This is a genomic window from Rhizobium sophoriradicis, from assembly GCF_003939025.1.
GTDB classification, from domain to species: Bacteria; Pseudomonadota; Alphaproteobacteria; order Rhizobiales; family Rhizobiaceae; genus Rhizobium; species Rhizobium sophoriradicis.
Genome location: NZ_RQIH01000015.1, coordinates 127,933 through 148,514, shown reverse-complemented (window position 1 = coordinate 148,514; position 20,582 = coordinate 127,933). Strand labels below are relative to the sequence as shown.

Sequence of the window (20,582 nt, the reverse complement as noted above, 5' to 3'; positions counted from 1 at the left end):
CCCGATGTCTCACACATTTTTCGAACAACTCTGGATCGCCCGCTACGTCATCCTGAACGGCGTGGCCATGACGGTGTCGATTTCTCTGCTGGCCATTCTCGCGGGCTCCGTCCTCGGCGTTTTCGTCGGCCTGGCGCTCGTCTATGGCGGCATGATTTTACGCCTTATCGTGCGCGCTTATACGGATATCATTCGCGGCACGCCGGTGCTCGTGCTCGTGCTGGCAAGCTATTACGTCTCTGCTGCAGTCGGTCTCGATCTCGGGCCGTTCTCCGCCGGGGTGCTCGCCCTTGCCATCTTCTGCTCTTCCCATGTTGGCGAGATCGTGCGCGGCGCGCTTCAGGCAATCCCGAAGGGGCAAACCGAAGCCGCCAAAGCGATCGGCCTGACCTTTACCCAGACTTTCACCTCGGTGCTGTGGCCGCAGGCCTTGCGCCAGTGCCTGCCGGCCTGGGTGAACACGGCCGCCGAAATGGTGAAGGCTTCGACGCTGCTCTCGGTTATCGGCGTCGCCGAGCTTCTGCTGCGCACGCAAGAGATCATTTCCCGCAATTTCATGAGCCTCCAGTTCTATTTTTTGGCCGGTGGTCTCTATTTCATCGTCAATTACGGTATCGAGCACTTCGGCAAATATGTCGAGCGCAAGACCGCCCTGCCGTCCTGAGGAGAGTTTCCGATGGCCAAGACCATTCTCGACATCAAGGGTCTGCGCAAGACTTACGGCATCCACGAAGTTCTCAAAGGCGTTGACTGCGCCGTCCGGGAAGGCGAGGTCATCTCGATCATCGGTTCGTCCGGCTCCGGCAAGACCACCTTGTTGCGCTGCGTCAACATGCTCGAGGAATTCCAGGGCGGCACGATCAGCCTCGACGGCGAAGAGATCGGCTATCGCGTCGAAGGCGCGACGCGGCGGCGCAAGAGCGAGAAGGAGATTGCCCGCCAGCGCGCGCTGACCGGCATGGCTTTTCAGCAGTTCAATCTCTTTCCGCATATGAGCGCCGCCGAAAACGTCATGCTCGGCCTCGTCAAGGTGAAGAAGATGACGAAGCCGGAGGCCCGCGCTATTGCGGAAAAATGGCTCGACCGTGTCGGCCTTTCCGCCCGCGCCAACCATTATCCCGGTCAGCTCTCCGGCGGCCAACAGCAGCGCGTCGCGATCGCCCGCGCCATCGCCATGTCGCCGCGGCTGATGCTGTTCGACGAGGTGACCTCGGCGCTCGACCCGGAACTGGTGGGCGAGGTGCTGCAGGTGATCAAGGGGCTTGCTGCCGACGGCATGACCATGCTGCTCGTCACCCACGAGATGCGCTTTGCCTACGAAGTTTCATCGCGTGTCATCTTCATGAACCAGGGCGTCATCTGCGAGGAGGGCGATCCCAAGGAAATGTTCGTGCGCCCGAAGACCGAACGGCTCGCGGAATTCCTCAAGACCTCGAGCTTCAGCTAAGAAGGGGCGAAAGCCTGCGGAGTTCGCGACTTCGGGCGCCGGCGTCGCTGCCAGGCGACCGGAGATCGAGAGGTCGATGTCGGGAAAGGGGGCCGCTCGCCTAAATTACGTTCAGTCTGCATTCCCGGCAGGCAAATTCTCCGCAAAGCATCCGAGACATGCTGAAATCCTGAGAGCGCAAGATTTTGGCATGCGCTTTGCTTTCTGTCTTGTATGCAAGATAGTCACACATCGGAGACCACGCAGAAGTCGATCGAGGAAACGATCGTATCCGGCATCCTCTCTGCCAAGATCAGGCCAGGTACGCGCCTTGGCGAAAATCAGCTGGCGGCACTCTTCGGCGTGTCCCGCACCCGCGTCCGTGAAGCGATGATGCGCCTGGAGACACGCGGCATCGTGCATGTCAGCCCAAGGCGGGGCTGGTTTGTCGTCGAGCCGTCCGCTGAAGATGCGATCGCGGTCTATGAGGCACGGCGTGTCGTCGAGGCCGGATTGCTGCGCGGCATGCGCGTGCTGACGGACGAGGGCAGCAAGGCCCTCGACGCGCATCTCGCCGATGAACGAAATGCGATGGCAGCGGGCGACCGCCAGCGGCTGACCTATTTGATGGGCGATTTCCATATCCGCATCGCGGAATTGAGCGGCAATGCCATCATCGTCGATATCCTGCGTGACCTGACCGCCCGGACGATCCTCATTTCGATGCTTTATCAATCCGAATCTCATGCGGCGCAGTCTCACGAGGGGCACTGCCGCATTTTCGAGGCCATGCGGGCGGGCGATTTCGTCAGAGCTGCGGCGCTCTCCGTCGAACATCTTGATGAAGTTGAAATGGGCCTCGACCTCACGGCGCGCCCGGATCCACTTTCGGATCTGCGCAATTCCCTGTCGCTTCCGCCCAAGACCGCTTTATCCGCCTTCCAACAATCGGACCCAAAAACCACCACCTCAAAGGAGCAATGAACACATGCTGACAAGACGAGTCTTCTTCGCGATCGCGACCCTGGCCGCGACCTTCAGCTTCAACTCGCCGTCCCACGCCGATGCTCTTGCCGACATTTCGGCGCGCGGTACGCTGCGTGTCGCGGTCCCCCAGGATTTCCCGCCCTTCGGCAGCGTCGGCACCGATATGGCGCCGATGGGCTACGATATCGACGTCGCCAATCTCATTGCCGAAAAGCTGGGCGTGAAAACCGAGCTCGTGCCGGTGACGAGCGCCAACCGCGTCCCGTATCTGCAGACGAACAAGGTCGATCTGGTCATATCAAGCCTTGGCAAGAATGCAGAGCGCGAAAAGGTGATCGATTTCTCTGTTGCCTACGCTCCCTTCTTCAACGGTGTGTTCGGACCCGCCGATCTTGCGGTCGCCAAGACGGAAGATCTCGCAGGCAAGAGCATCGGCGTCACGCGCGGCGCCGTTGAGGATCTCGAACTGACGAAGATCGCGCCGGCCGATGCGACGATCAAGCGTTACGAGGACAATAACGGCACCATCTCGGCCTTCCTGTCTGGTCAGGTCGAGATCATTGCCACCGGCAATGTCGTGGCGGCTGCGATCCTCGCCAAGAATCCTCCGAAGCGTCCTGAGCTGAAATTCCTGATCAAGAACTCACCCTGCTACATTGGCCTCAACAAGGAACAGTCCGCCCTCCTGGAAAAGGTGAACGGCATTATCGCCGCCGCCAAGACCGACGGCTCGCTGAACGCGATATCGCAGAAGTGGCTCGGCGCCGATCTACCGGCCGATCTGTAAGGAACCAGGATCTTGCGCATGTCTCCCGCGCCAGGCTGGATGACATGCGCTCCGTCACCGCAAGAGGGGACATTCCTTGAGCTACCATTTCGAATTCAGCTGGCTGCTTCAATATTACCCTGAGATCATCAAGGGCATACTGATCACCCTGGAGCTTATCGCGGTCGGCGGCGTGCTCGGCATTTCTCTCGGCATCATCTGCGCCTGGGTACGGGCGCTCGGCCCGGCCTGGCTGAAGCCGGTCGTCGCGGCCTATGTCGAACTGATCCGCAACACGCCGTTCCTGATCCAGCTTTTCTTCATCTTTTTCGGTCTGCCGTCGCTTGGCATCCAGCTCTCTGAATTGACGGCCGCCAATCTCGCGATGATCGTCAACCTCGGCGCCTACAGCTGCGAGATTATCCGTGCCGGCATCCAGGCCACGCCGAAAGGCCAGTTCGAGGCGGGCGAGAGCCTTGCCATGACTCGTTTCGAGACCTTCCGGCATGTGGTTCTCGTGCCCTCGCTGCAGCGCATCTGGCCGGCGCTGTCGTCGCAAGTGGTCATCGTCATGCTCGGCTCGGCGGTCGTGTCGCAGATCGCCGCCGAGGATCTGACCTTCGCGGCGAATTTCATACAATCGCGAACCTTCCGGGCCTTCGAGGCCTATATCGTCTCGACCGCCATCTATCTCGTGCTGGCGATCCTGCTCCGGCAGGTGCTGGGTCTGATCGGCGGGTTCATTTTCCCGAGGAGAACAGCACGATGATTACGTTCACACTCTGGGATATCCTGCGCAACCTGCTGCTTGCCACCCGCTGGACGATCCTTCTTTCCCTGGTCTCGTTCCTTGGCGGGGGTCTGGCTGGGCTGTGTCTGCTATTCCTGCGCATCAGCAGGCGCAAGGCCGCCAGGGCATTCGCGAAATACTACATAGAGCTCTTCCAGGGCACGCCGCTGCTGATGCAGCTGTTCATCGCCTTTTTCGGTCTCGGTCTCTTCGGGATAGACGTGCCGGCCTGGCTTGCGGCGGGATTGGCGCTGATCTTATGGAGTGCCGCCTTCCTCACCGAAATCTGGCGAGGCTGCGTCGAAGCGGTCGCGAGGGGGCAATGGGAAGCCTCGGCCAGCCTCGGCATGGGCCGTCTGCAGCAGATGCGCCACGTCATCCTTCCGCAGGCGCTGAGGATCGCCATACCGCCCACGGTCGGCTTTTCCGTCCAGATCGTCAAGGGAACGGCGCTGACCTCGATCATCGGCTTCGTCGAATTGTCGAAAGCCGGCACCGTGGTCACCAACGCCACTTTCCAGCCCTTCACCGTCTATGGGCTCGTCGCGCTCATCTATTTTGCCCTTTGCTGGCCCTTGTCAAAAAGCAGCCAGATCCTGGAGAGAAAACTCAATGTCGCTCATCGAAATCACTGACGTCCGGAAAAGCTACGGGACCAACGAGGTGCTGAAGGGCATCAACCTCAATGTGGAACCTGGCGAGGTCATTGCCATCATCGGCAAGAGCGGTTCGGGCAAATCGACGCTGCTTCGCTGCATCAATGGCCTGGAGACCATTACCGACGGCTCCATCTCCCTGGCCGGCGCGCAGCTTCTCGACGACGAAGTCCATCTGAAGGCACTGCGCCTCAAGGTCGGCATGATCTTTCAGCAGTTCAACCTTTTTCCGCATCTGACCGCCGGCGGCAATGTCATGCTGTCGCAGACCGTGGTCAAGAAGACCCCGAAGGCCGAGGCAGAAGCGACCGCCCGCAAGATGCTGGAGCGGGTGGGGCTGGCTCAGAAGTTCGATGCCTATCCGGATGAGCTCTCGGGCGGCCAGCAGCAGCGTGTTGCCATCGCCCGCGCGCTCGCCATGCAGCCGACCGCGCTTCTCTGCGACGAGATTACCTCGGCGCTCGATCCGGAACTGGTCGCCGAAGTTCTGGCCGTGGTGCGGGAGCTTGCCGCCGAGGGAATGACGCTGCTGATGGTCACCCATGAGATGAAGTTCGCTCGCGACGTCTGCAGCCGCGTCGTCTTCATGCATCAGGGTAGGATTCACGAAGCAGGCCGCCCGGAGGATGTCTTCGCCAATCCTCACACTGCCGAGCTCAGGCAGTTTCTCGGTGTCGGCTAAAGCGCGTCGCATCAAATTTGATTCATGCGACGCGCTTTAGCTCTTTGTTTATGCATGTCGTTGTCCCGGAACCGCCGCACACTTCCGGGTGACATGCTGGAGTCGTCATGGTGGCCCGCGATTGGGTGGCGAACAGCTACCGCCATTTTTTGGTGAGAAATCCCGACGGACCTTGAACGGGATCGCTGTGGGGGAGGGGTACGGACGCGATTTTTGCCAACATGTCGCTCGATGCAGCCGAAGTCTGAATGTCGGCATGCTGTCCCTTGGGATAAGCGCCGACGACCTGGAAGTCCGACGTGCAGCCGAGATTTTGGTGCCCTGTCCCGGCCGGAAGCACAAAACAGTCCCCCGCCTCGACCTTTATGGCTTGACCGTCGGGACCGCCAATCAGAAGGGTGGCACTACCCCGTGACACTCCGAGCGCCTCATGTGCGCCGGCATGGTAGTGCTGATAATCGAAGACACCGTTTGTCCAGATGCCTGTCCAACCGCTTGCCGCGAAGCGCTCTTCGAAATCGCAAGGTCCGTCGTCGTCAACAAGCCCCTTGTAAAGCAATACAGGAAGGCGCTGGTTGTTCGGGACCCAGTCGCTCGGCTCGAAAATTGTCGTTTCGACGTGCATGTTGAATCTCTCTTCGCCGAAGTCACTGGTGCTTGAGGCTTTGAAACCCCAACTTTGGTGTTTGACAAAGGTTCCTCGACGCGCCGCAGCTTCGGGGAGGAGACTCGGCGGGAGACCGCCGGATGCTCCGTGCTTGAGAGGGCGCTCAGCGCCCGATTTGGCCACGTGCGGTTGCCCCGGCGGGTCAGTGGGCCAGCATCTCCTCGACGATCTGCTTGCCATTCAGATTCGCGGGGTAGTAGGTCGGCCAGTTGGTTACCTCATTCAACAGCGCGGCGCGGTCATTACCCCAGTAAAGATGGTAGTGGTCGGCCTTCTCGGGGGCGACGATGTGGTCGCTGAACTGAATGAAGCGTGGTGCGGCCTCATCACCGGCGCTTTTCCTGAAGACGAAACGAACCCCTCGATTACCCTTCTTGTAGGTGAGGATTTCGTGCCCATCCGTCTCATAGTCTCCGGTCACGGAGTCCTTGCCGCGGAAAAACGTAACCTTCTTTCCGTTGATGACGATCCGGTCGACGTCGGTCTTGTATCCTGCGTCATAGTAGGCACGATAGTCCCCGGCGCTCTTGTCGCCATGTTTCGCCTTGTCGGCCATTACAGGATCCAAGGTCCCGTCACCTAGATAGGGGTAGACCGACTGCCAGTCGCCTTCCCAATCCGACAGTTCACGCGCCTTTACCTGATCGTCATCGAAATACCCATCATGCACTGACCCCTTCTTCTCGTGGGAATGGCTGTGGCCGTGATTGTTTCCGGAAGATGTCTGGGCGCCAGCCGTTCCCGCAAAAGTCAATGTTGCGGATACAGCCAGAGCGTAGCTGAGTGTTGTGATCGCCTTGTTCATTCACTGAAACCTTTCGATTGGCCGGCACGGCTCGCGCCTTACCTGTCATGTAATAACATTACAGATTCCAAGTAGCGTGCTTCGGCTGCAAGCGCAAGGTGGGAACGGTGGATGCGCTTCGCTTGGTGATCACCATTCCAACGCATGCAGGCAAGTCAATCCAGGAGGGCCGATCGCTGCAAAAGCTCCGGTTCAAACCCGCAACGGCGCCGAAATCCGGGTTCGTGCTTGCGTCATTGGCGCGGTCGGTGAGCACGTGCTCGGCCGGCCGCCCCTGACGAGATCAACGGCAGGAGCCGTATCATTCTCCGACTTGCTCGGGCGCTGCAACGCCGAAGCTCCACGTGCGGCCGCTCCGTCTTCAAGATCACTCTGACGACGGGCGGCCGCTCCGGGAATTATCGGTCCTTGTTGCCGGCAGGGGCGGGAAGCAAGACTGGCTCGGCCGAGCGTGTCGGCGCCATCAGCTGTGCAAGGACGTCGTCGGCCGACTGGCTCGAACTGCCGATGCCGGCCTCGCGCAGCTGGCGGTCGAGATCGCTGCCGTTTTCCAGCGCGGCCAGTTCAGCCCCGGCTTCGATACGGCCGGCGGTGATTTCCTGGCGTTTCTTGATGCGTTCGAGACTTTGGACGGCGCTGCCAAGGCGGGTGTTGATGCCCGACTGGCTATGGGAGATCGCCGACTGAGCACGCAGCAGCGACTCGTTGGCTTTGACGTTCTCCACCTCACGCTTCATCTGAGCAATGCGCGATTCGGTTTCCTGGATGGTGCGCAGCATCTGCTGCTGGCGGGGCAGCAGCCGGTCGAGCTCTTCCTGGTCTCGCTGCATTTCGGCGCGGCTGTTGGCAATGCGCTGAGCGAGCCCCTGGGCGAGATCGGTGCGGCCCGCCGAGATCGCAGCGCGGGCGCTGTCGGTATCCTTGGTTTCCTTTGCGCGGTTTTCCTCAAGCCGGCGCATGACGCTCTTGTTCGATGCCATGATGCCGGCCAGATCGGATCGCGCCCTGCGCAGCGACTGTTCGGCGTCGCGGATTTCTTGGTCAAGAATGCGCATCGACTGGCTGTCGGCGGCGGCTTCGGCCGCCTCGTTGATGCCGCCACGAATGGCGGTAAAAATCTTTCCCCAGGTGCTCACGCTGCAATCTCCCCGCTTTTCCATTCTTCAATCATGTGTGCCGCATCGACTGCATTGGCAGCCAGAATGGCGACTTCCTCGACGACGGTCTCGGCCGACGAGCGCGCCGACAGCGAACCGAACAATTCGTACCATTCCTCACCGTCGATCGTAGTGATGCCGAAGCTCGACAGCGGCACGAATTTGTGGGTCTTGAGAACCATCCGTTCGAAGGCTTCCCGCTTGGGCACGTCCTTGCACGGCACCAGGACAACGCTGACAAGAATATCGCGCTCTCCGCTCACTGCGACGAAGACGTCGAGATCGCCTCTTTCCTTGAGCGTTACGCAGATGACGTCACCATGTTCGGGTACGGCTACATCAACATCGCCCAGCGCATCCGGATCGGCCGCGAACAGGCGCGTTAAGGTGGTAAGGTTCCAGGTCTCCAAAAAGTCCTCCATCGGTTAGAGCGTCGAAAATATCTGGGTAGTCGGTTTACAACTTAAAGGTCTGGCGCGCGAAATAAATTTTGCTAGGCTACCGAAGCAACGGGGGGAATCGCTTGCCATTTATCGCTTCATTATTGCGGCGTGTATATCTGTCGCTCAGCGAATTGGCGTGGTCAGCCCTTCTGGTTATCCTCGTTGCCCATCTGGTTGCTTCCTACCTTCTGTTTTTACTGGCCGCGAAGGCGATCTCGTCGGCAACCCGGTCGACTTTCTTTACTACTATATGGTGACCGCAACGACTGTCGGCTATGGCGATCTTTCTCCAAAATCAGGATTCGGCCGGATCATTACCATTATGGTCGTCCTTCCTGGTGGTATTGCCATCTTTACCGCTGTTCTTGGCAAGTTGTTGACAGCTATCGGTACGATCTGGAGGAATCGCATGCGCGGATTGGGTGATTACAGCGAACGGGCCGGCCACATCATCGTTTTGGGCTGGCAAGAGGGGCAGACATACCAAACCCTGCGGCTGCTGCATTCCGAGCGGCACGCCAACGAACCGATGACGGTGCTGGTCGCCAAGGACCTGCCGGAAAATCCCGCCAGCAATTATGCCGATTATATCCGCACGGAACGGCTTGCCGATGCCGACGCTTTGCTGCGGGCCGGAGTGGCCCAGGCGCGTGCGATCATCGCACGCGGAGCAAATGACGATGAAACGCTGGCCGCGGTTCTTATCGCCGAAGATCATGCGCCCAATGCCCATATCGTGGCCTATTTCGCCGATGACCGCACAGCGCAAATGGTCAAGCAGCGTCGGCCGCGCGTCGAGGCGGTGGGTTCGCTCGCCGAGGAGCTTCTGTCGCGTGCGGCACGTGATCCGGGCTCTTCGGAAATCGCCGCACGGCTGTTGTCGGCAGCCTCCACCGACACTGCCTTTTCTCTGGCGGTGCCGCCCTTGCATACGCCGCTGTCCTATGGCGACGTGTTTTTGAGCCTCAAGCGTCGGCATAATGTGACGCTCGTGGGCATGCTGAGCCACGGCGTGACCGACCTGAATTGCCGGGACGAGACGCTGATGCAGGGCGGCGAGACCCTTTACTACATCAGCGGAATACGGCTAGATCCCGCTGCCATCGCTTGGGCTCGAATGGGAGACGTGACATGATCGGCTGGTTCGGCGGAGACAAGAATGAGAAGCCCTTACCCGAAGAGCTCGGCCCGTTGAGCGTGGCCATCGGTGGGGCGCTTGAAATTGATTTCCTCTCCCTTGAAGCCGATGCTCTGGGCGGCGAGCCGGCGATGCCTCTGCCCCGAAGCGGGCCATTCATCATTGCCGGCTACGGTGAGGTTTCGCTCGATGCAGCGACGGTTCTGTCGCGCTACTACGATGAAGAGAACCGGATGATTCAGGTGATGTCGGCGTCGGGCAAGCTGGGTGAAGCAATCGACGACATCAGCTTTTATCAGCCTTGGGACAGCGTGGTGCCCGCCGGCCAGAGCGAATGGAGCCGCTGGACCGGGTCGAGCGGCCTGATCGGTCAGCCATCCTATGATGCCGATGGAATCCTCTTTAACCGATTCTGGGGCGACGGTCCGGAGCGGGCGCAGTTGGTGGAATTTGTCGAAAGGGTCAATGATGGTGAAGCGCAGCGCTCCATCCATCAGACCTGCATGCTGTATTACCGCCCGCTGGGGTCGACGCGCGAAATGCTTCTGATCAATGTCGAGCGCGATCTGGATCTCGGGCAGAGCCAGGCGGGCAGCTCGGTGGAATTTCTGATCGGTTACGGACTGGCTCCGGCCGACGTTCGCCGCGTCTGATGGGCCTAGCAATTTTCAACGGAGGATTTTTTTGATGCTCGACTACGTGGCGGGCTTGCCTGCCTTCCTTGGTTATTTCGCCGTCGGTCTTGCCGCATACGGAGTTTTTGCGGTGATCTACACCTGGTTGACCCCGCAAAAGGAGGTGCAGCTCATTCGCGCGGGCAATCTTGCGGCCGTCACGGCCTTCTTGGGCGCCCTTGTCGGTTTCAGCCTGCCTCTGGCTTCGGCCGCAGCCAATTCGGTCAGCATCGTCGACTATATCATCTGGGCGGTAATAGGCATTTTGGCGCAGATCCTCGCTTTCTATATTGCCAATTTCACCATGAAGGACCTGCATGAAAAGATCACCGCCGACGATATCGCCGCCGGCATATGGGGCGGCGGCATCGCGCTCGTCGTCGGTATTCTCAACGCCGCCTGCATGACCTATTGAGGGAGGGAAAGATGCGCAGACGCATGAGCGGGCACAGGCGACCTTTCCTGGCCCTTGGCACTATCGCTGCCTCGACCCTGGCTTTGTCCGGTTGCGGCGATCAGACTCCTTCGGAGGTAATGTTCACCTCCGTCGACCAATGCGTGGCTGCAGGAATGGATCGGCAGGTCTGCCAGGCCGGCTATCAGGATGCGATGCGCGCCCATCTCGCCGTCGCGCCACGTTTCAACGGCATGGCCGCCTGCGAGGCCGAATACGGTACCGGCCAGTGCACCGAACAGCCGGCCGGCACTGTCCCGAACAATAGCGGCGGAGGCGGCAGCTTCTTCGTGCCTTTCCTGGCAGGCTACATGATGTCTTCGGCGCTAAACAACATCGGCGATTATTACGATTATCGCCGGCGCCAGGAGCAGAGCGGTTCCTATTACGGTTCGACGCCGATTTATCGCAACCGCTCGGGACAGACGGTCACAACCACCGTTCGCTCAGGCGGTGATAGCGTGACTGTGCCCTCGCGCCAGAGCGTCAAGCCGGTCAATGTCAATACCCGCACCGTTGCCCGACAAGGCTTCGGCGGCCGGTCGTCTTTCAGTTTCGGCGGTTGACATGAAGCGCATCACCCTCCCGGCGCGTCCTGACTGGCGTGACAAGGCGCGCGCCGTCGGCTTCGGATTTCATGTCATGTATGGCGAGCCCTACTGGCTCGATGATGCCGCCTATACGTTCACGCTCGATGAGATCGAGATGCAGATCGAGGAGCCCAGCCAGGAACTCCATGATATGTGCATGGATCTGGTCGGCGAGATCGTCAGCAGCGAAGAGTCGCTCGACAGGCTGGCCATTCCGGAAGACCTGCGCGATGTGGTGCAGCGGTCGTGGCAGCGCCGCGACCGGCACCTCTACGGCCGTTTCGACCTTGCCTATGATGGCATTGGCCCGGCCAAGCTACTTGAATACAACGCCGATACCCCCACCTCGGTGTTCGAGACCGCTTATTTCCAGTTCAACTGGCTGACCGATCAGATTGCTTTGGGTGTTTTGCCCAAGGATGCGGACCAGTATAATTTTCTGCAGGAAAGCCTCGTCGAGGCATTCGACCAATTTCCCAAGGAGTCGATCTTCCACTTCGCGGCGATAACCGACAATGAGGAGGATCGAGGCACGACGGTCTATCTCATGGATTGTGCGGTCCAGGCGGGCCATCGCGTCGAGCTTTTGGATATTCGGGAGATCGGCATTGATGCGCAGGGCCGCTACACCGACCTCAAGGATCGGGTGATAGACCGCTGCTTCAAGCTGTATCCATGGGAGTTCATGCTGCGCGAGCCCTTCGCTCGCGAGCTGGCGCGCTCTGGCGATGTTTTCGTCGAGCCCGCCTGGAAGGCCGTGCTTTCCAACAAAGGGCTTCTGCCGCTGCTCTGGAAGCGCTACCCCAATCACCCCAACCTGCTGCCCAGCTATTTCACCGATGACCCGGCGGCCTCGACCCTGGCCGACTACGTGCGCAAACCGCTGTTGTCGCGAGAAGGCGAAAACGTGACGATCTTTCGAGACGGGCGGGAATTGGTTTCCGCGCCCGGCGACTATGGCGAGGAAGGCTTCATCGTTCAGGCCTATGCACCGCTTTTCGAAACCGATAACGGCTTTGCCGTGCTCGGCAGCTGGATTGCCGGCGACCGCGCCTGCGGCCTTGCTGTCCGCGAGGACCGCTCGCGCATAACCGCAAATCTATCGCGTTTCGTGCCGCACGTCATAGTCGGGTAAGTCGATCGGCTGAGGCCGCAGTTCCCTTCCATAGGTCCGGAGCGGGGATGTCGTCTATGCGCATCGGTCGCACAGGCAGCATTTCGAAGTGCTCTTTCTGATCCATCGTGGCCTGGCATGTCACAAGTCACTTCATTTCATAAAACTGTCACCCAACCTTGGCATAGCTCGATCGATTTCCGATAACGCGATCCGAGGGGGGATTGATGCACGACGGAATCTATCGCGTGCTCTTTCTATCGCGCCGCAATTCCGCACGTAGCGTGATGGCTGAAGCAATCTTGAACAAGATTGGCAAAGGACGGTTCAGAGCATTCAGCGCTGCCGTCGATCCGGCGCCGGTGATAGAGCCTACCGTTCTGCAGCTGCTTCGGAACGCAGACTACCCGATCGAAGATATAAAGCCTCGGCATTTCGGGGCCTTTGCGGATGCTGGCGCCGCCGACCTGGATTTTGTCTTCACTCTCAGCGCTACTGCCGCCGGCGAAGCGCCTCCGGAATGGCCGGGCCTGCCGATCACTTCGCATTGGCGCTGTCAGGACCCGATCCTCGTCGAAAATGAGGGTTGGCAACGCAATCAGGCCTTGATGCAGGTGCTGGCTGGGCTGGAGCGCCGCCTGAACATCTTTATCAATCTGCCGTTTGCGTCGTTGGACCGCATGAGCCTGCAGCACCAGATCAAAGGCATTGGTGATGCGGAGAGGACTTAGTCAGAAAGAGCCGCTTTCGGTCGATGCATCGAGCGTCGTTGCTGACTGATGGGCGAGCAGGTACTCGCTTCCACCGCAGTCATGCTCCCGCTTGCGCGTCGGAGGCGGAAAGGGTGTTGGAGTTGGCCAGTTTCCAAAATGACCCTTCGAAACGGATTCATCCCTCATGCCAACAGCTATTCGCTCATCATCCGGATGTGATCTTACGGAGATAAAGCCGCTGTTGGAATCGTTCCAAGAAGCCACAAAGGAGAAGCGCCATGGCTAATATCGACACCAGCAAATTGTCCTGGGACGAATGGGATGAATTGCAAAATCCCCCGCCGGCCGAAACCGATTTCGATCGTGTCGTCGAATCGGCTGTTTCGCGCCGTGGCTTCCTCGGTGGCATCTTGGCTGTCGGTTCGGCTGCCGCCGCGATGGGGACGCTCGGCAGTCTGATGTCCTCCACCTCGGCCCAGGCGCAGGACGCTGCTTCGCGCTTCGCGTTCAAGCCGATTCCCATCTTCACCGACAACACCGTCCATGTCCCGGAAGGCTATGCCTGGAAGCCGCTCGCAAAGTGGGGCCAGCCGCTGTTTTCCAACGTTCCGGATGTCGATCCTGCCAACGGCGTCAGCCTCGAAAATTCGGATAAGGTCTTCGGTGAAAACACCGACGGCATGGAACTGTTCGTGATCGGCGGCCGTCAGGTCATCGCCGTCAACCATGAATATGTGAACAACGAAATCAATCTTCCGCACAACGAAAAGGGCATGCCGAAGAGCGCGGACGACGTGAAGATCCTGCAGAACCTTCAGGGCGTCACCGTCATGGAAGTCGCCGAAGGCGAAAACGGTTGGGAAATCGTGCTCGACAGCCCGTTCAACCGCCGTATTACGCATCTGACGCCGATGAAGATGTCCGGTCCGGCCGCTGGTTCCGACCTTGTCAAGACCGCCGCCGATCCGAACGGCACCGACTGTCTTGGGACCTTCAACAATTGCGGCGCCGGCAAGACGCCTTGGGGCACCTATCTCACCTGCGAGGAAAACTTCAACGGATATTTCGGCTCGTCCGATCCGAACTTTGCCATGCCCGACGACTTCAAGCGCTACGGCATTGCCGCCGAAACCCGGTATGGCTACGAGGTTTTCGATCCCCGTTTCGACGTATCGAAAAACCCGAACGAGCCGCGCCGCGCCGGCTATGTCGTGGAAATAGACCCGTCCGATGCTACGTCCACCCCGATCAAGCGTACTGCGCTCGGCCGCATCAAGCATGAGAACGCCGCCGCAGTGATTGCCCGCAATGGTCGGGTGGTCGTCTACATGGGAGACGACGAACGTGGCGAGTTCCTTTACAAATTCGTTTCCGACGGCATCTACGTGCCAGGCGGCGACACCTCCAAACTGCTTGACGATGGCACGCTCTACGTCGCCAAGTTCGTCGATGACGGCAATGGCGAGTGGTTGGCGCTGACGCCGGAAACGACCGGCATGAAGATGGACGAGATCTGCGTCTTCACCCGGCAGGCCGCCTCCAAGGTCGGAGCCACGACCATGGACCGCCCGGAGTGGGTCGCCGTCAACCCGGTCGCCATCGAGGCCTATTGTGCGCTCACCAACAACACCAATCGTGGCGTGAAGAAGAATGCCGGCGGCGACGAAATGCCGGTCGGCGGCGCCAACCCGCGCGAGAAAAACGCCTACGGCCAGATTGTGCGCTGGTATCCGGAAAGTGAGGACCATGCCGGCGGCAAGTTCAAATGGGACCTGTTCGTCATGGCCGGCAATCCCGACGTTCACAAGGATGCCTATGCCGGCTCGTCCAACATCAATTCCGGCAACATGTTCAACTCGCCTGATGGCATGATGTTCGACTCGACCGGTCTCTTGTGGATCCAGACGGACGGCGAAGACACCAACGAAGGCGACTTCCTCGGCCAGGGTAACAACCAGATGCTCGCCGGTGACCCGGCAACCGGCCGCATCGAACGTTTCCTCACAGGCCCGAAGGGGTCCGAAGTCACCGGCATGACCTGGTCTGCGGACAAGCGGACGATGTTCGTCGGCATTCAGCACCCCGACGCGCCCTTCCCGGATGGCGAAGGCAAATTGCCACGCTCGACCATCCTAGCGATCAAGCGTGCCGACAACGCGCTTGTCGGATAGCCGCCTTCTCGACAATAGCTGGGGGCGCTGGTTCAGCGCCCCTTAGCTCTGTCTCGAACATCGCCGTGAGCTACGGCTCGTTGATCTGATGGCTTGGCGCTTTTCTTGCTTCATCGACACAGCTAATAGGCCACCTTCGCCGCCGCCTGGGAGCGGACGATCAGTGCCGCCACAAGCGATATGAAGGTTGTCGCAATCATCAAAGCAATGGTGGTCCATTGAGCGTCCGCGGCAGTTATGAACATGCCTGAGATCGAAACAATCGCCGCGCCGCCTGCAACGGTCGTCGCGTTGGCGAGCCCCAGGGCTGTCGCCGACAGTTCCGAACGCAACGATAGGACGCCTGCATTGGCAGCGGGCATTGTAATACCATTCCCCAGCCCAACGAATGCACAGGGCAAGAAGAACGCGGCGACATGATGAACGTCAAAAAAGAAGAGTAGGATGCCGGCGGAAAGACCGAATAAGGTCAGGAGGCGGCCGACGGCCATCAGTACTGGTGGCGCGTACTTCTTTCCGAATCGACCCGCAAACATGCTTCCGAGTATGAACGCCGCTGGGACAAGTCCCATCAAGGCTCCGACCGCGATCGAAGATCCCACACCGAAGCTCTTTGCGGCCAGGGGTGCGCCGCTCAGAAAGATGTAGAGGGTACTCATGGAGAACACCATGCAGATTGCGTAACTCCAGAAAATGCGCGAACCCATCGGCGCCAGATAAGTGCTCAGCCGAAAGGTGGCGGCGAGGTCCGAGGCTTTCGTCTCCTTAAAACCGCGCAGCACAAGGACGACGCCGCTCAAGCCGAGAATAGCAAAAGCTGTGAAATTCGCTCTCCACCCGAGCAAAGTGTCCAGCGTACCTCCGATAGCTGGTCCGAGCATCGGTGCGAGAGCCCAAGCGGATGAGACGAAGGCGATTCTGCTCGTCGCTTCCCGCTCATCTGAGGTGTCGCGTATTGAGGCCATCGAAACCGCATAACACGCGATCACCACCCCCTGCAGGGTGCGGAACACAAGAAATATCCCAACATTCGGCGCAAAACTGCAGATCAGCGAAGCGCCGCAAGAGACGCAGAGCGCCACCAGTGCCACTGGCTTACGGCCAAATCTGTCAGATAGCACACCGGCAACGACGTGTGTCAGCCCGCTCATCAGCGCATAGCCGGCAATCGCCAAATTCACCACGGCATAATTGGAATTCAAAGCATCGGCGATGTGTGGAAGTGACGGTATGAACATATTCAACGGAAGCACCGACAAGGCTGCCAGGAAAATCAAAACGGCAAGTTTTGGCTGCTTACTTGAGTCGATTCCGCCGGTCATGTTCGGTTCCGCCGTGTTGAAGATGATAGGTGCGACGGGGCATAAAAAAAGGCCCCGTCAGGGACCTGTTTCGGCGCATGGGCGGCGGTTTCCGGAGGGCTATTCCCTCCTGCCCATGCGCGATATCACCGCTACGACAATCGTCATCGTTTCCATGGATGGTAGAGTTAACGGCACATCTACACGCCGTCAACGTCGTTCCGCTTGATGGACTCTTCTTTGACGCCGCGCCTGAAAAGGGGTTGGAGCACCGCTGTTTGGATTGTATCAAAGACCAAGTTCACGCTTTGCCATCATGAAGCCGCGCGCATCGTTGATGCAGTCAACAGCAATCAGCAGATTTTCCTTGAAGTAGGAAACCTTAAGGCCGCATTCGTTGGCACTCGCCAGGGTTTCCGCGCGCTCATAACCGCGGTTAAAACCCGCGATCTGCAGTTTCGTCTGGTATTGATCCGACCAGAACCAGGGGCGCGGGCAATAGGGCGTTGCTTCACCGAGAATGTTGCGTGCGACGTGCTCTGCCTGATCGATTGCGTGCGGCACGGATTCGAGACGGATCATTTCGCCGTTGTGAATAAACGAGGCGCAGTCTCCGGCAGCCCAAATGTTTGGATCGGTTGTACAGCCGAATTTGTCGACGACGATGCCGTCGTCAGTCGTTAGGCCTGCTGCTTCGGCAAGTTCCGTGTTCGGACGCACGCCGATACCGGCGACAACCGCGTCAACTATGACTGAGGATCCGTCGTCAAGAACAGCTTTGATCGCTGCGCCTTCCGGCTTCAAGTCACGAAGGCCGACGCCCTCGCGAATATCGACGCCCTTCGAGATGTGAAGCGTTCTGAAATAATCCGCCGTGGGTTCGGCGGCGACCCGGTTCAGGATGCGAGGGGACATTTCCACCAGCATGACCTCGGTTCCGACCTGTCGCGCGGCAGCAGCCACTTCAAGGCCGATATAACCGCCGCCGACCACCAGCAGCCGGGCGTCCGGCTTCATGATCGCGCCAAGCCGATCGGCATCCGCCTTGTTGCGCAAATAGAAGATGTTGGTGACGGCCGCGCACATTGGGGCCGGCAGCCGGATCGGATCGGCGCCGGTCGCCAGAATGAGCTTGTCATAGGGGAAGCGGTCGTTGGCGGTGACGGCCTGGCGGTTGCCGCGATCGATTTTGACAACCGGTTCGTTGTTGAGGATCTTGATGTTCTGGTCCGTGAAGAAGCCGGCATTGCGAAACGACAGTCGGTCCGCTTCGAGCTTTCCAAGCAGATAGGCCTTGCTGAGCGGTGGCCGCTGATAGGGCATGACACCCTCGTTGCCGAACATCGTGATCGAACCGTTGAACCCAAGCTGACGCAGCTTCGCGGCGGCGGCGAAACCCGCTTGCCCAGCACCGACAATCACTACCTGCTCCGCCATGGTTTACATCTCCGATGCGACACGGACGACCGCGCCATTCAGGCGCCCGTCAACGCGGATCTGGCAACTCAGCCGGCTGCCCGGCTCCCGCGGCGCATTGGTGAAGTCAAGCATGTCGTTCTCATGATCGCTGATTGGATCGAGGACATCGATCAGGGCATCATCCATGATCACGTGGCACGTGCCGCAAGCGGCCGCGCCATTGCATTCTGCAACGATGCCCGGCACCGAGTTCTGCAGAGCTAGTTCCATGAGACTGAGGCCCTCGCTGGCTGGGCAGGCTTTGTGCCCTCCGTCAGGAAGTATGAACGTGATCTCCGCCATTTTTTCTCCTCCGATGTTTTCGGTTTTACGCGTCCCAGACCACCGGCAAGCTAAGCGGGCCGCGAAAGACCCAACCGTGAATTCGAGCTGCCGCGGTGTTCTCAAGGCGCAAATTCTGCAATCGCTCAAAAAGACGCGGCACGACGAGGCGACCGACCATATGGCGGGCGACCCAAGTGCCGGCGCAGAAATGCGCCCCCGCTCCAAAGGCGAGGTGGGACTTCTTCTCGCGAAAGACGTCGAAACGATCTGGATCAACAAAGCGACTGTCGTCGCGATTGGCAGCGCTGACGCATAGTCCCACCTGATCGCCCTCGCGCAATCTGACACCCGAGACAACGACATCCCGCGTAACCCGTCGAGGATACATGCCGATCGGCGAAATCCAGCGGACGGACTCCTCGAAGGCCGTCGGCCAAAGGTTCGGGTCGGCCTTGACCCTTGCCAACTGCTCGGGGTTTTCGAGCAGGCCAAGCACCATGGTGAGGATGGAGTCGCGCGGCTCATTTAGCCCGCCGCCGACTGCCACCTTGATATTGGCATAGATCTGCTCGATCGTATGCGGATCTTCCGCGTGGATCATCGAAGAGAGTACCGATGTGTTCGGATTTTGACGGTGATACGGCAGGGCGCGGTTGATGGCCTCCTCGACACCTTTTGCTGCTTCTACAGCCTTGTGACTGATCTCCGGATCGCCGGAGTAGTTGCCTGCGCCGTCGATCAGCGACTGCGACCAGAACGCCATTGTCTGCCAGTCAACGTCGAGAAAGCCCAGCACCTCGGCGAGTGCACGCCCGGCCATCGGCGCGGCCAGCGCATCGAAAAGATCTGCCTCGCCGTGTTTTTCAAAACTGGACACGATCTCGTCGAAGATGGTTTCAAACCTCGGACCCCAGCAGGATTTCATCGCGCCGGGGCGCAGTGCCGGCTCCACCGCCTTGCGCTCGCGGGCGTGGGCCTCGCCGTCCTTGCGCATCATGGTGTGGCCCATGACCTTGTTGACCAGCGACTGCGGATTTTCGGAAGAGAAAAGCTCCGGATCGCGCTCCATCGCCATGATGTCCTCATAGCGGGTGGCAACGAGCATGTTCGCCGCCTCGATACGGACCACGGCAGCCATATCGCGGGCGCGTTTGAATGTGGGGTAGGGATCGGCCAGAAGTTCAGCGAAGGTGACGTCGGAAATGACCGGCGGGGTCGCGGCTGTCTCTTCGGTAAGCATTGCTTCTCCTCCCATCTTGCCCTCCCAAGCAATTTTGATGTCGAGCAAGGTTAGGCGGCGGCTTCCATTCTGCCAATTGGATGGATACGATAAAGGTCATCGAAAAATTCGATAACGGGGGAGTCATGATTCCGGAGGATCTGGCGCAAATCGACCTCAGGTCGATGCAATTACTGGTGACAGTTCACGATACCGGCTCATTCTCGGCCGCAGCCGCGCAGATGGACGTCAGCCAGTCAACGGTGAGCTATACGATCGAGCGGTTGAGGCGCGCTTTCGGCGACCCGCTGTTCGTCCGCCAAGGCAACAGCATCGCGGAGACGGACAAGTGCCGCGACCTCGTCAGCCATGCACGCGAGGTTGTCAACCGCATGCTGGCGATCGCAGTGCCGGTCGAGTTTGACCCGACGACCGCCCAGGGCGGGGTGACCCTTTCGTGCAACCATCATGAGCGTTTCCTGCTGATGCCGAGTTTCATCGCAGCGATGCGCCGGTTGGCGCCGAACGTCGTCATCAATATCCTGGAGTCGGCGGTGAACGGCAAGCAGCAGCTGAAGGAGAACATTGCGGATATTGTGCTCGGCCCGGTCCGCATCCTGGGGGAGGGCTATTTCCGCCGGCATATCTTTTCGGATCACTATTCCTGCGTCATGGATCCGGGCAACGCCCTCGCCAAGGGAGAGATAACGCTGGAGCGCTTTCAGGAGGCTACGCATGTGGCGGTCACTCACAACGGCCAATGGCAGGCGCTCTACTTCAGCGCCCTGCGCGAACGCGACATCCTGCTGAAACCGCAACTCACGCTTCCGAGCCATGACAGCTTGGAACTGATGATAACCGGGACCGATCTCGTCGCAACCATTCCGAACCGACTGGCGACCGCCTATGCCGGGAGGCTCACGGTGCTCCGCTTCCCAATCCAAATTCCGATCGAGATCGATATGTACTGGACGGAGCGGACGCATCGATCGGGCCTGCATCGTTGGGCGCGCCAGCTTCTCGCCGACGTAGCGAGGTCGCAGGTGCCCGAGAAGACGGCGCGTCCCTGAAAACGAAAGGGCGCCG

General features: G+C 59.6%; 22 protein-coding genes and 1 pseudogene. 15 read left to right on the top strand and 8 right to left on the bottom strand.

The genetic code is table 11. The annotated features are described in order from the left end of the window. Positions 1–4: 4 nt before the first annotated feature. The 7 genes from EFR00_RS24620 (at position 5) to EFR00_RS24590 (ending at position 5,307) form a co-directional block, all read left to right on the top strand. Positions 5–664 (top strand): amino acid ABC transporter permease, encoded by a 660-nt coding sequence (locus EFR00_RS24620; protein ID WP_077989798.1) that lies wholly within the window; start codon positions 5–7, stop codon positions 662–664. A 12-nt stretch (positions 665–676) separates the two neighbouring features. After that, on the top strand, positions 677–1,447 hold the full coding sequence (locus EFR00_RS24615; RefSeq protein ID WP_040112115.1) for an amino acid ABC transporter ATP-binding protein: 771 nt from the start codon (positions 677–679) through the stop codon (positions 1,445–1,447). Positions 1,448–1,660: 213 nt separating this feature from the next. Beyond that, complete coding sequence (locus EFR00_RS24610; protein WP_077989799.1) at positions 1,661–2,410, top strand: GntR family transcriptional regulator; 750 nt, start codon at positions 1,661–1,663, stop codon at positions 2,408–2,410. A 4-nt stretch (positions 2,411–2,414) separates the two neighbouring features. Then, complete coding sequence (locus EFR00_RS24605; protein WP_077989800.1) at positions 2,415–3,200, top strand: transporter substrate-binding domain-containing protein; 786 nt, start codon at positions 2,415–2,417, stop codon at positions 3,198–3,200. 76 nt (positions 3,201–3,276) lie between these two features. After that, positions 3,277–3,948, top strand: a complete 672-nt coding sequence (locus tag EFR00_RS24600; RefSeq protein ID WP_040141668.1) for an amino acid ABC transporter permease — start codon at positions 3,277–3,279, stop codon at positions 3,946–3,948. Then, the gene (locus EFR00_RS24595; protein ID WP_077989801.1) at positions 3,945–4,604 is read left to right on the top strand and encodes an amino acid ABC transporter permease; all 660 of its coding nucleotides are present in this window, start codon (positions 3,945–3,947) and stop codon (positions 4,602–4,604) included. The genes EFR00_RS24600 and EFR00_RS24595 overlap by 4 nt, the downstream gene beginning before the upstream one ends. Next, complete coding sequence (locus EFR00_RS24590) at positions 4,582–5,307, top strand: amino acid ABC transporter ATP-binding protein (RefSeq protein WP_077989802.1); 726 nt, start codon at positions 4,582–4,584, stop codon at positions 5,305–5,307. Before EFR00_RS24595 ends, EFR00_RS24590 begins: the two co-directional genes overlap by 23 nt. Before the next feature lie 136 nt (positions 5,308–5,443). Here the strand turns inward: EFR00_RS24590 and EFR00_RS24585 are convergent, their stop codons facing one another. The 4 genes from EFR00_RS24585 to EFR00_RS24570 all read right to left on the bottom strand — a co-directional run bounded on the left by EFR00_RS24585 (position 5,444) and on the right by EFR00_RS24570 (position 8,358). Further along, positions 5,444–5,932, bottom strand: coding sequence for a cupin domain-containing protein (locus tag EFR00_RS24585; RefSeq protein ID WP_040112109.1), 489 nt, complete (start codon positions 5,930–5,932; stop codon positions 5,444–5,446). 184 nt (positions 5,933–6,116) lie between these two features. Further along, on the bottom strand, positions 6,117–6,779 hold the full coding sequence (locus EFR00_RS24580) for a ZinT family metal-binding protein (protein WP_077989803.1): 663 nt from the start codon (positions 6,777–6,779) through the stop codon (positions 6,117–6,119). Between the two features lie 398 nt (positions 6,780–7,177). Next, the gene (locus EFR00_RS24575) at positions 7,178–7,915 is read right to left on the bottom strand and encodes a PspA/IM30 family protein (protein ID WP_077989804.1); all 738 of its coding nucleotides are present in this window, start codon (positions 7,913–7,915) and stop codon (positions 7,178–7,180) included. Then, on the bottom strand, positions 7,912–8,358 hold the full coding sequence (locus EFR00_RS24570) for a YjfI family protein (RefSeq protein WP_010059709.1): 447 nt from the start codon (positions 8,356–8,358) through the stop codon (positions 7,912–7,914). The genes EFR00_RS24575 and EFR00_RS24570 overlap by 4 nt, the downstream gene beginning before the upstream one ends. Positions 8,359–8,459: 101 nt before the next feature. Here EFR00_RS24570 and EFR00_RS24565 point away from each other — a divergent pair. The 7 genes and pseudogenes from EFR00_RS24565 (at position 8,460) to EFR00_RS24535 (ending at position 15,233) form a co-directional block, all read left to right on the top strand. Beyond that, positions 8,460–9,514 (top strand): annotated as a pseudogene (locus tag EFR00_RS24565) (ion channel). Continuing rightward, positions 9,511–10,170, top strand: a complete 660-nt coding sequence (locus EFR00_RS24560; RefSeq protein ID WP_009994739.1) for a YjfK family protein — start codon at positions 9,511–9,513, stop codon at positions 10,168–10,170. Before EFR00_RS24565 ends, EFR00_RS24560 begins: the two are co-directional and overlap by 4 nt. Positions 10,171–10,204: 34 nt before the next feature. Next, entirely contained in the window at positions 10,205–10,606 is a 402-nt protein-coding gene (locus tag EFR00_RS24555) for a DUF350 domain-containing protein (RefSeq protein WP_009994737.1), read from the top strand. A gap of 11 nt (positions 10,607–10,617) precedes the next feature. After that, positions 10,618–11,211: a DUF1190 domain-containing protein gene (locus EFR00_RS24550; protein ID WP_040112102.1), complete on the top strand. Its 594-nt coding sequence runs from the start codon at positions 10,618–10,620 to the stop codon at positions 11,209–11,211. 1 nt (position 11,212) lies between these two features. After that, positions 11,213–12,370, top strand: coding sequence for a glutathionylspermidine synthase family protein (locus EFR00_RS24545; protein WP_077989805.1), 1,158 nt, complete (start codon positions 11,213–11,215; stop codon positions 12,368–12,370). A 206-nt stretch (positions 12,371–12,576) separates the two neighbouring features. Beyond that, the gene (locus EFR00_RS24540) at positions 12,577–13,080 is read left to right on the top strand and encodes an arsenate reductase/protein-tyrosine-phosphatase family protein (RefSeq protein ID WP_009986969.1); all 504 of its coding nucleotides are present in this window, start codon (positions 12,577–12,579) and stop codon (positions 13,078–13,080) included. A 260-nt stretch (positions 13,081–13,340) separates the two neighbouring features. Further along, positions 13,341–15,233: a PhoX family protein gene (locus EFR00_RS24535; protein WP_077989806.1), complete on the top strand. Its 1,893-nt coding sequence runs from the start codon at positions 13,341–13,343 to the stop codon at positions 15,231–15,233. A 122-nt stretch (positions 15,234–15,355) separates the two neighbouring features. Here EFR00_RS24535 and EFR00_RS24530 read toward each other — a convergent pair whose 3' ends face one another. From EFR00_RS24530 to EFR00_RS24515, 4 genes are all read right to left on the bottom strand, one after another. After that, positions 15,356–16,555, bottom strand: coding sequence for an MFS transporter (locus EFR00_RS24530; protein WP_077989807.1), 1,200 nt, complete (start codon positions 16,553–16,555; stop codon positions 15,356–15,358). Positions 16,556–16,822: 267 nt separating this feature from the next. After that, complete coding sequence (locus tag EFR00_RS24525) at positions 16,823–17,971, bottom strand: NAD(P)/FAD-dependent oxidoreductase (protein ID WP_077989808.1); 1,149 nt, start codon at positions 17,969–17,971, stop codon at positions 16,823–16,825. 3 nt (positions 17,972–17,974) lie between these two features. Further along, a complete protein-coding gene (locus tag EFR00_RS24520; protein WP_040112091.1) occupies positions 17,975–18,295 on the bottom strand; it encodes a 2Fe-2S iron-sulfur cluster-binding protein in 321 nt (106 codons plus the stop codon). Positions 18,296–18,320: 25 nt separating this feature from the next. Next, positions 18,321–19,565, bottom strand: coding sequence for a cytochrome P450 (locus tag EFR00_RS24515; RefSeq protein WP_342635101.1), 1,245 nt, complete (start codon positions 19,563–19,565; stop codon positions 18,321–18,323). A 77-nt stretch (positions 19,566–19,642) separates the two neighbouring features. Here EFR00_RS24515 and EFR00_RS24510 point away from each other — a divergent pair, with 77 nt between their 5' ends. Next, the gene (locus EFR00_RS24510; protein ID WP_225882530.1) at positions 19,643–20,566 is read left to right on the top strand and encodes a LysR family transcriptional regulator; all 924 of its coding nucleotides are present in this window, start codon (positions 19,643–19,645) and stop codon (positions 20,564–20,566) included. Positions 20,567–20,582 lie beyond the last annotated feature (16 nt).